Annotated in this window: 8 protein-coding genes; 4 read left to right on the top strand and 4 right to left on the bottom strand. The window is 61.1% G+C overall.

Features of this window, described 5'->3' with window-relative positions:
* Positions 1–21: 21 nt before the first annotated feature.
* Both J3474_RS09520 and J3474_RS09515 read left to right on the top strand, forming a co-directional pair.
* A complete protein-coding gene (locus J3474_RS09520) occupies positions 22–1,587 on the top strand; it encodes a glycoside hydrolase 43 family protein (RefSeq protein ID WP_207093937.1) in 1,566 nt (521 codons plus the stop codon).
* On the top strand, positions 1,584–3,476 hold the full coding sequence (locus tag J3474_RS09515) for an NPCBM/NEW2 domain-containing protein (RefSeq protein ID WP_207093936.1): 1,893 nt from the start codon (positions 1,584–1,586) through the stop codon (positions 3,474–3,476). The genes J3474_RS09520 and J3474_RS09515 overlap by 4 nt, the downstream gene beginning before the upstream one ends.
* A 51-nt stretch (positions 3,477–3,527) precedes the next feature.
* Here the strand turns inward: J3474_RS09515 and J3474_RS09510 are convergent, their stop codons facing one another.
* Complete coding sequence (locus J3474_RS09510) at positions 3,528–5,078, bottom strand: alpha-N-arabinofuranosidase (protein ID WP_207093935.1); 1,551 nt, start codon at positions 5,076–5,078, stop codon at positions 3,528–3,530.
* Positions 5,079–5,347: 269 nt separating this feature from the next.
* Here J3474_RS09510 and J3474_RS09505 point away from each other — a divergent pair, with 269 nt between their 5' ends.
* Complete coding sequence (locus J3474_RS09505; RefSeq protein ID WP_207093934.1) at positions 5,348–6,763, top strand: sugar porter family MFS transporter; 1,416 nt, start codon at positions 5,348–5,350, stop codon at positions 6,761–6,763.
* A 277-nt stretch (positions 6,764–7,040) separates the two neighbouring features.
* Entirely contained in the window at positions 7,041–8,150 is a 1,110-nt protein-coding gene (locus J3474_RS09500; protein ID WP_207093933.1) for a LacI family DNA-binding transcriptional regulator, read from the top strand.
* A gap of 35 nt (positions 8,151–8,185) precedes the next feature.
* Here J3474_RS09500 and J3474_RS09495 read toward each other — a convergent pair whose 3' ends face one another.
* From J3474_RS09495 to J3474_RS09485, 3 genes are read right to left on the bottom strand one after another with little or no spacing between them, the layout of a single operon-like run.
* Entirely contained in the window at positions 8,186–10,078 is a 1,893-nt protein-coding gene (locus tag J3474_RS09495) for a sialate O-acetylesterase (RefSeq protein WP_242528311.1), read from the bottom strand.
* Positions 10,075–10,962 (bottom strand): SMP-30/gluconolactonase/LRE family protein, encoded by an 888-nt coding sequence (locus tag J3474_RS09490; protein ID WP_207093932.1) that lies wholly within the window; start codon positions 10,960–10,962, stop codon positions 10,075–10,077. The genes J3474_RS09495 and J3474_RS09490 overlap by 4 nt, the downstream gene beginning before the upstream one ends.
* Entirely contained in the window at positions 10,953–11,735 is a 783-nt protein-coding gene (locus J3474_RS09485) for an SDR family NAD(P)-dependent oxidoreductase (protein WP_207093931.1), read from the bottom strand. The genes J3474_RS09490 and J3474_RS09485 overlap by 10 nt, the downstream gene beginning before the upstream one ends.
* Between the last annotated feature and the right edge of the window lie 113 nt (positions 11,736–11,848).

Below are 11,848 nucleotides of genomic sequence, written 5' to 3'. Positions count from 1 at the left end.
GCAACGCTGGACCCTGCGGATATGCGCCTGACAATTCTTGCCGCGGCGGCCGCCCTGTGCGCCTGCACATTCTCCCGAACCCCCGCCATGGCGCAGGTCTGGCAGGCCGATCAGGGCGATGGCACATTCCGCAATCCGGTGCTTTACGCTGACTATCCCGACCCCGACATCATTCGCGTGGGCGAAGATTTCTATTTTTCCACCACGACTTTCGTGAACACTCCCGGTATCACCATCCTGCATTCGAAGGACCTGGTGAACTGGGAATTCTACAGTCATGTGGTCCAACGTATCGATGGCACGCCGGCCTATGATCTGAAGGGCGGCAATGGATACAGACGCGGACTCTATGCAACGAGCCTGCGTCACCATCGGGGCATGTTTTACCTTGCGGTGACGCCCGTGGGGCTCAATACCCGTATCTACTATGCCCCGGATCCGCGCGGTCCCTGGCAATATCACGAACTGAACCGCGAGGCGTTCGATCCCGGCTTGTTCATCGATGACGATGGTACAGGCTATATCGCCACAGCTGTCAATTCGGACGGCACAATCACGCTGCTGACGCTCGCTCGCGATTTCGACAGGATCGTGGGTTCGCGCAAGATCCATTTCGTACCGGGCGGCGAGGGTTCCAAGATCGTCAAGCGCAACGGATGGTATTACATTTTCAACGCCGTGCCGCCGCGCATGGCGCTTACGGTTTCGCGCTCGCGCAACCTCTCTGGCCCCTGGGAAACCCGAGAGCAGATTGACGACAGGACCGGTGGCCACCAAGGCGCGCTTGTCGACCTGCCTGACGGTCGCTGGTTCGGCTTTGTCATGGCCGATGCCGGTTCGATAGGGCGAATGACCAACCTCAGTCCCGTGTTCTGGAAGGATGACTGGCCCATCTGGGGCACACCGGAAGAACCGGGAAAAGTGCCCGGACGGGCGCGCAAGCCGATCGATGGATTTGCGCCATCGCAGCTCGCCGCGTCGGACGGATTCACGCAAGCCCGGCTTGGTATGCAGTGGCAATGGAACCATAATCCGGATGATAGTGCATGGTCCCTCAACGAGCGGCCGGGATGGCTGAGACTTCATGCGATGCGTGCGGATAACCTCTGGTCGGCGCGTAATACGCTGGTGCAGAAGGCCCAGGGACCGCGCAGCCGCGCCGTCGTGAAACTCGACATCGCAGGCTTGCAAAAAGGCGATCGGTGCGGGTTCGGCACTTTCGGGCAATACAGTGCGACCATCGCTGCAAGCCGCGATCCCAAGGGGCGCCCGTTCCTGACCATGGGCCTTCTGGAAAGCACGCAGAGCGGCCCGCGCGAGGAAGTGAAGGTGGCCGGAACAGCTATCGCGGGCTCGGAACTTTGGCTTTCCGTCAATGCCGATTTCACGAGGGACAAGGCCAGCATGGCCTACAGCCTCGATGGTAAGGACTGGGTCCCGCTTGGAGGCACGTTTCCGCTCGCCTTCGCTTGGCGGACCGGCACGTTCCAGGGCGAACAGTTCGCGCTCTCCTGCTTCAACACGCAGGGCGAGGGCGGCTTTCTCGATATAGACAGCTTCATACTCCAACCGGGAGATCCCGAATGAAACGAGGTTTTCGCCTCCTTGGCGCGGTTGCCATCCTGGCTCTGACCGTGACTGCGGCCCATGCCGACGAACTCGATCCGAAAGGCGATTGGACCGCCTATGATAAAGGCAATGCCGCCCTGCCACCGATGGGATGGAACAGTTGGAACGCCTTTGCTCTCGAAATCAATGAAGCCAAGATTCTCGGCGCTGCCGAAACCATCGTCACATCCGGGCTGGCTGCGAAGGGCTATCGCTATGTCGACCTTGACGAAGGCTGGTGGGCTCGGCGCGGGGCAGACGGCCGTCTCGTCATCCGCACCGACCGTTTCCCTTCGGCAATCCGTAGCGACGGGACGACCAGCTTTCGCCCGCTGACGGACAAGCTGCACGCCATGGGACTAAAAGCCGGCATCTACTCGGAGATCGGGCGCAATTCCTGCGGTCAGATCTACAGCGAGGAAAAGGCCAGTCTGCCCAGCGGCACCGTGGCCGAGCGCGAAGTGGGCCTTTACGATCACGTCGACCGGGATATCGGCCTCTATTTCGCGGAGTGGGGCTTCGACCTGATCAAGGTGGATGGCTGCGGCATCAGGGGCCTGCCGCAGGGGAGCCCGCGCGTGGCCTCCGGAGAGTTTCGCGCCTTTCCGCCGCTGATCGATTCCGATTCGCTGGGCCGGACGAACATTCCGGCGGTGCGTGCCCTGTTCGACAAGGTGGCCGACGCCCTGGAACGCTACAATCCCGACAACGACTTCGTGTTCTCGCTATGCATCTGGGGATCGGCCGATGTGCGCTCCTGGGCGAAGAACGTCGGGAACCTCTCTCGCACCAGCGAGGATATCTTCCCGATCTGGGGCCGCATGCTGTTCAACATGGATAGCACTTCGCGGCGAGCCCTCTACGCACAGCCCGGATCGTGGAACGACCCGGACATGCTTTATATTGGCAGCGGGGAATTCGACGCGGATCATCTGACCGAGGCACGCACCCATTTCTCGATGTGGGCAATGCTCAACGCCCCCCTGATCATCGGCTACGACTTGCGCCATGCCGCGCCCGAGCTGATGGCGATCCTCGGCAATGAACGGATCATCGCGCTCGATCAGGATCCGGCCGGAAATCAGGCGGTACTGGCCTACGACTCCGACGATGTGCAAATCTATGCCAAGACTCTTGCCGACGGCACCAAGGGCGTAGCGATCCTCAATCGCACCTCCGCGCCGCTGGACGCCGTGCTCACCGCCGAACACCTCAAGTTCCTCGCGGACGCCCAGATCGAACTCACCGATCTTTGGACGGGCAGGACCGCGCAGTTCAAGGGCGAGCAGAAGTTCAGGCTGGCCCCGCGCGAGACGCTGGTATTCAAGGCGAAGGGCAAGCGCGTGCTGGCCGATGGCTACTATCTGTCGGAAATGCCGGGCAGCGTGAATCCGGCCGTGGATGGTGTTACCGTTCCGCAAGCAGAACCGATGACCCATCGCGCGATCCTGCCCTGGCAGTCAACCCACGGCAATGGAGAACATCCGCGCTATGGCGGTTGGGGCGGCGCCCAGGCGGATGCAACACCATATGGCGAGGAACTGGCCGTTTCCGGGCAACGTTACCAAAACGGGATCGGAGTTCTTGCAAATTCGCGACTGGAAATCCGCAATGCCGGATACAAGCACTTTTCCGCTGAGGTCGGTGTGGATGACAGCGCGCGGGACAGGAGCGAGCCTGTGACATTCTTGGTCTACGGCGATGGCAGGTTGCTTGCCCGGTCCGAACCCAAGCGCTTCGGCGAGGCTCCCTCCACGATCAAGGCTGACGTCTCGGGTGCAAAGCTTGTGGAGATCGTCGCCCGGACCGCGACGCCTGTGCGTTTTCCCGATCCCGTGACTTGGGGCAATGCTGCCCTGACCCACTGATCTGGAGGGACTTGGCGGCCCACCTCGGTCGGGTGGGCCGCTGCCATTTCCTTATTCGTCAAGCCGAAAGACCGCGACGGACTTGGCCGGAAGGTCCACGGTGACCTTGTTATTGCGCACCGTTCCGGAGATCGGTCTTGGCACGACCACATCGGGACCATCGAAGCTGTTTATCGAATTGACCTTTGGGCCGGTCAATACTTCGCCTGCCAGCGCCTTTATCGTCAATCCATCGAAGCTGGCGGAGATCGTCGCCTTTCGTGAGGGGTCGAGATTTGTCACGGACAGCCAGAGCTTGCCGTCCCTTCCGCGCGCGGCAATCGCATCGACGCGCGGCAGTTCAACGCTTCCTTCACGATAGGTGCCAGCGTCGAAACTCACCGGTACGAAGCGCGCATCCTGAAACGGCACATACATCTTGTAAATGTAATAGGTAGGCGTCAGCAGCATCTTTTCGTCCTGGGTCAGGATCATGGCCTGCAGGACGTTCACCATCTGGGCGATGTTCGTCATCCGCACGCGATCGGCATGACGGGCAAAGATGTTGAGGTTCAGGGCCGCGATGATCGCATCGCGCAGCGAGTTCTGCTGGATCAGGAACCCCGGGTTGGTGCCCGGTGCGGGTTCCAGCCAGACGCCCCACTCATCGACCACCAGCGGAACTTTCTTGTCCGGATCGTACTTGTCCATGATGGCGGAATGGCTGGCGATCATGGCGTCCATCCCCAGCGTTTCCTTGACGAGCGAGGCATAAGCATCCCGGCCGAAATCGGTGCTCGACATCGATGGCGGCCAACCGCCAGTCGTGTAGGAGTGTAGTGAAAGGCCCTCGATATTCCAGGCCCAGTCGTGCTGCGTCCAGGTCTTCATGACCTGCTCTGTATAGGCTGTATCCGGACCATTGGGCCCCACGGCTATACGCTGCATGGGAGCCGTGCCCTTTTCCATCTGCTCGGGCCGGTAGTTGCGGACAAAGCGGGCGTAGCGCTTCATCAGATCCGTATAGTATTCTGGGCGCATGGCGCCGCCGCATGACCAACTCTCGTTGCCGAGGCCGAGATAGCGAACCTTGTAGGGCTCCGGATGACCGTTCGCCGCCCGCTCCTTGCCCGCAGCGCTGCTGGCAGGCGCTGTCATGTAGGCGAGCCAGTCCGCGGCTTCCTGCACCGTGCCGGAACCGACATTCACCGAAATGTAGGCTTCGCTGTCTATCTGGCTGACAAAATCCATGAATTCGTCCGTTCCGAATGTATTCGGCTCGCCCGAGTCGCCCCAGTTCGCGTTGACCGTCGCACGGCGCGCACTTTGCGGTCCGATCCCGTCACGCCAGTGATACTCGTCGGCAAAGCAGCCACCCGGCCACCGGACATTGGGCACCTTTATAGCCTTCAGTGCGCTGACCACGTCCTTGCGAATACCCCGAACATTGGGGATCTCCGAATCCTTGCCTACCCAGACTCCGCCATAGATTCCGTAGCCGAGGTGCTCTGCAAATTGACCGAAGACATTCCGGTCAATCGTGGCACCGATCTTGTCAGCCTCGACCTCGACCGGAATGACATCATCATCGCTGGCGGCTGAGGCCGCCTGTGCAAGCGACATCAGGCCCAAGGTCGCGGCATACCGCCATCCTGTTCGGTACATTCTTTCCTCTCCGCAAAATGTGACATGCCCGGCAGCACATCGATGCTTCAATCAAATTGATCCTTGCATTTTCGCACCCTGCATTCACGGATACCGTGACTTTCCATGTTCACCGGTTGAATTAATCGATCTGCTTGCACAGACCTCTTGCGCAGTTGCTGGATTCTGTTTTAGGTAGCGCTAACAAAATGGCAAGTCCGCATGTTGGGCGGGTGAGAGGAAAACTGATGAACGATAGCGGGCAAGACAATGTCAGGATGTCGCTGGTCGGCGCAATCGTCGCGGTTGCGACTATCGGCGGATTGCTTTTCGGTTATGACAGTGGCGCAGTCAACGGAACCCAGGCAGGTCTTCGGGACGCTTTCGCGCTCGACGACGCCGGGCTTGGCTTCACCGTCGGCTCTCTGCTGATCGGCTGCGCCGCCGGCGCCTTCCTGGCCGGACGTCTGGCAGACGCCATGGGGCGCAAGCGGGTCATGATGATTTCGGCAGTCATCTTCCTGATCGGTGCCCTCATCCAGGGTCTGACGCCCGATCACACGATCTTCGTGATTGCACGCTTTGCCGGCGGCATGGCAGTGGGCGCGGCCAGCGTTCTTTCTCCGGCCTACATTTCGGAAGTCGCCCCCGCTCACATGCGCGGCCGCCTTACATCGGTTCAACAGGTCATGATCATCACCGGCCTGACGCTGGCTTTCGTGGTGAACTACTTCCTGGCTCAGGCAGCGGGCGATTCGCTGGGCATGATCGGCGGTCATCCTGCCTGGCGCTGGATGTACCTTGCACAATCGGTGCCAGCGGCGGTCTACCTGATCGCGCTATTCACCATTCCTGAAAGCCCGCGCTATCTTGTCAGCCGCAAGCGCGACACCGAAGCGGAAGCCATTCTCGCAAGGTTGTTCGGCGCCTTCTCGGCAAGCGCCAAGGTCAAGGAAATCCGGGCCAGCTTCTCGCACGACCACCGCCCGCGCCTGCGTGACGTCATGGCACCCGGCACAATCCTGCGGCCGATTGTGTGGGCCGGGCTCGTTCTGGCGGTTTTCCAGCAACTCGTCGGCATCAACGTGATCTTCTACTACGGCGAAACCCTGTGGAAGCTCGCCGGTGCGTCCGAGGAGACTGCCCTGCAACGCAACATCGTATCCGGTATCGTATCCATTGCGGCCTGTTTCGTGGCCATGGGCCTTGTCGATCGGATCGGACGCAAGCCGCTCCTGCTGATAGGCTCGGCCGGCATGACAGTGACGCTGGGCACAATGACCTGGGTCTTTACCAGCGGAACGCTCGATGCGGCAGGTAACCTGGTGCTGGATCAGTCGATCGGCCTGGTCGCGCTGGTCGCAGCCAATCTCTACGTTATCTTCTTCAACGTGAGCTGGGGCCCGGTCATGTGGGTCATGCTGGGTGAAATGTTCCCCAATCAGTTGCGCGGCTCGGCTCTCGCCGTGTGCGGTCTTGCCCAGTGGGCCGCGAACTACGCAGTGGTCCAGTCCTTCCCCGGTATGGCAAGTGGCTTGGGCCTTGGCCTCACTTACGCGTTCTACACCATCTGCGCCGCCATCAGCTTCTTCCTCGTGCGCTCTTTCATCAATGAAACGAGAGGCAAGGAACTGGAAGAAATGGAGGGCTGGGACGAACGCTGAACCTCTCCCCCCGAGGCCGGGGAACTCTCTCTCCTCCTCCCCGGCACAAAGAAGGGCGCGGTCTTACAGTGCGGAAAGGCCGCGCCCTTCCATTTCCAGGATACGAGAACGGAGGCTTCATGGTGCAGATGGATCGATCGTACGGCACGTCCCGGCAGCTATCGAATGCGCGAGTTGACGCTGATGAGCCCGTAGAAGGGCCAAACATTGCGGATAAGAGCCATTACGCGCCCATCATTTGCTTGCGGTATGCCGGAAACCGGTACTAGATCGCAACATGGCGAAGGATGACGCAACAAGCCGGAAAAAGAGGGGCAACCGCAAGCAATTAGGTCGGCCGACGATTGCCGACGTGGCGCGCTTGGCAGGTTGCTCGCCGATGACGGTCAGCCGCGTGATCAACCACGAAGCAAGCGTACGCGAAGACACCCGCAAGGTTGTGCAGGCGGCGATAGAACAGCTCAACTATTCGCCCAACCGCGCCGCCCGAAGCCTGGCCGGCGCGTCGCAATTACGCATTGCGCTGCTCTACACCAACCCGTCTGCTTCCTATCTCAGCGAATTCCTGATGGGCTGTCTGGAAGAAGCGAGCCACAGTGACGTTCACCTCGTAGTCGAACGCTGCGCGTTCGGCGAAGACGAAGACGAAGTCATCCGACGTCTCACGAAAAGCGGCATCGACGGTTTCCTTCTGCCCCCACCTCTGAGCGACGAAAAGCCGCTTCTGGAACTGCTTCGCCAGTTGGACAGTCGTGCCGTTCTGGTCGGCCCGGGCACGGCGGAAGCAGACGACTGGGCGGTAATGATCGATGAGTATCAAGCCGCCTATGACATGACGAACCACATTATCGGGCTTGGCCACAAGCGCATCGGTTTCGTCATCGGCAACCCCCACCAGACGGCAAGCGGACAACGCCTGTCCGGCTATCTTGACGCGATGGCGGCGGCCGGGCTCGATGTACCTGAAGGTCTCGTGCGGCAGGGTCTCTTCACATATCGCTCGGGCATCGATGCAGCCATGTACCTGCTCGACCAGCCAGATCCCCCTACCGCGATTTTCGCCTCCAACGACGACATGGCGGCAGCCGCAGTGGCGGTGGCGCAGCGCCGTCACCTCGACGTGCCGCTAGACCTTACGGTTTGCGGCTTTGACGATACGCCGATTGCCAGCACGATCTGGCCTGAGCTGACGACCATCCGCCAGCCCATCCATGAGATGGCAAGCAAGGCGCTCGAAATGCTGGCCACTGAACTGCGGGCAGAACGTAGCGGCAAACCCGGCGTTCCCGTGCATCTCAAGCTCGATTACTCGATCGTGCGGCGCCAGTCCGACAACGCGCCGGGCCTTGCCCGCAAGGCCATGAGGGGCAGCAGGCAGGAGGAATGATACCCCCCGTAACGGCATCCACAATGCGGGCCTGTTCAGCGCGAGGCGATATCGAGTTCGAAACCGGGTAAGGGCATGGCCTTGTCATCGTATGCGTTGACGACCGGGCTGTCGGCCCAGGCGTAGCGAACACGGGTCGCAGGCTTCCCATCGTCAGCCAGCAGCACGCTGGCGCCGTCCACCCGCGCCGCTGCATAGCGGCAGGTCGACTGGGTATCGCCGCACAGTTCGAATGCGAGCGGGCTGCTTGCGCTCCATGCGACGAGCTTCCCAGCAACACCGGCAAAGCGGACCCGCACATTTTCTCCGTCGCGCATGGCATTCACCGGCTCAGGCAAGGCAATGCCTTGCGCTGCAAGGGCAAGCCGATGGCCGAGCACCTGTTTGTTGGCAGGATGGATATCGGTGCGCTCACCTATGTCGATGGCAGTCACCAGTTCGGCGTTCTTGTCAGCCAAGACCGATTGACGCTGCTCTTCGCGCAAGTCTGCCCAACCGGAATTGGTCGGAGCCAGTTGCACCGGCCCATAGTTGGCAAGCTGAACCACGAGCATACGCATGTCTGATGAGAACTGTTTGCGCCAGCCTGCAAAGAGTTCGCGCATGCGGTCGCGATAACCGGGAAGGTCGACATCGCTCTCACCCTGATACCATGCCGCGCCCTTGAGCGCGACATGGCCTAGCGGCGCGACCATGGCATTATGGCGAACGCCGATACCGGCATTGGTATCCCAGGGACTGCGCGGGGGAAGCTCCTTCATCGGTGCCTTGCTGTAGCGCCAACCGTCAGCCAGCGGAACCGCGGCCCCACCGGCGGGCGTGAGGCTCAACTTGTCCGCAGGCGAAGTAAATCCGCCCGTGCTCCACGTATTGGTGGCGGCAACGATGATTTCATTCCTCCCCGGCTTGAGAAAGCGAGCGGGCACTTCATAATTACGCTCGACGTCCCAACCGAAGGTATTGCCGACCGGATGGCCGTTGACCCAGGTCATGTCGATTTCGTCGATGACGCCAAGCGACAGTTTGGCCCCACCTTTCGCCTGAGCCGGAGTCAGATCGACTTCCCTGCGCAGCCAGACGGTTCCGATCGGGCTTTCGACAAGGGGCGAGCCCTTCCATTCGTTCCATACGCTGATCTGCGGCACGGGCTGCCATTGCAGACTGTCCGGCTTGACCCAGGGCGCCGTGCCGCCGGAATGCTGAAGATACCAGTTCTCCCAGGTGGGAGCGAAACGCGCGACTGTACCCAGTTCATCCGAACCGAACGATTGCAGCATGTCCATCTGCTCGGCGCCGTAAAGAGCCTTGCCGCTTTCGGGAGTGAGCCAGACGCGGATTTGCGAACCGCCATAACTGGAATTGATCACGCCCACGGGCACGCCAAGGGTGGCGCGCAGCTCGCGCGCCATGAAATAGCAGGCGGCGGAAAAATCGCGAACTGTATCGGGAGCGGCTGCCGCCCACTGTGCAGGCGTGCTGAAACGCGCTTGCGGACTTACCGCTGATCCGTCGGGTACGCGCAGCAAGCGCAAGCCATCGTCCGCAGATGATGCGATTTCCGTGGCGGCATTGAGGCCCTGTTGCACCATGAAGGCCATGTTGGACTGCCCCGAGCACAGCCAGACATCGCCCACCAGCAGATCGCGGACCTGACGGTTGCCGACCGTGAGGGTGAGAGGAGACCGGCTTGCTTCATGGGCCTTGAACTTCAGCGTGAAATACCCGTCGCTGCCTGCCACGGCTTCGCTGCTCTCATCGCCGAGCGAGCCGCTTACGCGCTCACCGGGATCGGCGCGCCCTTCAACTGCAATCGGCTTGCCGCGCTGGATCACTGCATGATCGGTCCAGTACGGTGAAAGAGCGGGAGCCGCGAGGGCCGGCATTGAGGTACCGAGAAGGGCAAGCGCCAGGGGAATGCGATAGGTCATTTCATCTCCACCGGTGTCGTGGCCAATCCGGCCACTTCGCTGCGGAAGGTAAAGAGCCCGCCTGCCTGCGGCTGGGCTTCCAACGCGGCCCCATCGAGGCCCTTTCGCGCGGTCGTGACGAAGGCAGTCCGCAGATCCGCTCCGCCAAAGGCAAGTTTGGTGACGTTTGCGACCGGCAAGGGCACGGTTTCCAATAGCCGCCCCTCAGGTGAATAGCGGGCCACTGCCCAGCCATTCCAAAGGCCGGTCCACACGCATCCTTCGGCATCGACGACAGGACCGTCCGGATAGGCCTCGGCAAAATCCTGCGCGATGTCCGCGAAGAGGCGGGGTGCGCCAGGCAAGCCGTCTTCGCCCAGCTCCGCTACGTATATCTTTCTGCCAAGGGTATCGGCGAAGTAGACGAGGTCTGCGTTTCCGTTCACCGCCGGACCGTTGGTAATGGTGACGCCCGTAGGACCGACCGCGACGATGGAGCCGCGTTCATAGCGATAGAAGCGCCCTGTTTCCTGCTGCTCGCCATCATCCATCGATCCGAACCACACGCGCCCTGCCCGGTCGGTGCAGGCATCGTTGAGGCGATTGTCCGCCGGTTCGCCGGGAACCGTCGCCGTCTTCTCAAAATGCCCCAGATGCGGATCGATCAGGTGCAGGCCGCTCTTCAGTCCGGCAAGCAACCGACCAGCACTGGTCGGAAGGACCCAACCCACCTGGTCGGGTGCATCGATCCGGCGCGATGTGCCGCCTTCAGGATCGAAGCGCCATACCGCGTGCCCCTTGATGTCGACGAACCACAAGCACTGACGCGCCGTGTCCCAGACAGGCCCCTCGCCCAGCATCGCGCCGGCATCGAGGGCAAGCGATACCGGGCCGCTCACCGCCATCCGGCATCCACCCAGTAATTGTGCGATGTGCAGAACCGCCCGTCATCGGATGCCAGAAACAGCGCCATGGCAGCAATGTCCTGCGGCTGAATACGACCGTCCAGACATTGCGCAGCGACAATCTCGGCCTCACCCTCGGGCGAGTACCACTGCATCTGCCGCGGCGTCTGGACATTGCCGGGAATCACCGAATTCACGCGAATGCCGGAACGGCCCAATTCCCGCGCGAGACTGCGTGTGAGACCCTCTATGGCCGCCTTTGCAGTCTGGTAGATGACCAGGTCTTCAAGGCCGAGATGCCAGCTGATCGATCCGAGGTTGATGATGCTACCGCTGCCGGCTGCCTTCATCGCCGGGATCACGGCCTTTGCGGCGAAGAACTGATGCCGCAGGTTCACTGCCATGCGTTCGTCCCAATAATCGGGCGTGATGTCTTCAATTGCGTGGCGGTCGTCGTTTCCAGCATTGTTGATCAGGACATCGCAGCCGCCAAGGGAAGTGAGCATCTTGTCGAGCACCTGACCAAAGGCTTCGATATCGGTTATGTCGCAAAGCTCGAAGTCCGGCTTGAACGGTGCATTCGCAAGTCTCTTGACCAGGGCCAGCGACGCCTCTTCCTGGATGTCCAGGAAAGTCACCTGCGCACCTTGGAGGGTAAACGCCTCGACCATGCCCTCACCGATACCGGAAGCGCCACCGGTTACGATCACCCGCTTGCCCGACAGGCTCGGATAGATCGCGTGCCGCGCCTCGACGTTCGCTTTATCTGCCATTATCTGAGCCGACCTGTCGCAGCTGTGTTTTTCATTACCATACTGGTTCATTCCTTATCGACGCTTTCGGCACTTCTGACCGGCAACTGCGCCTGTCCGGTCGGATAGCTACC

The sequence above is a fragment of the Novosphingobium sp. PY1 genome, from assembly GCF_017312445.1.
Classification (GTDB): Bacteria; Pseudomonadota; Alphaproteobacteria; order Sphingomonadales; family Sphingomonadaceae; genus Novosphingobium.
Note: the sequence above shows the minus strand (reverse complement) of the source record. Positions and strands in the feature narration are given on the sequence as shown.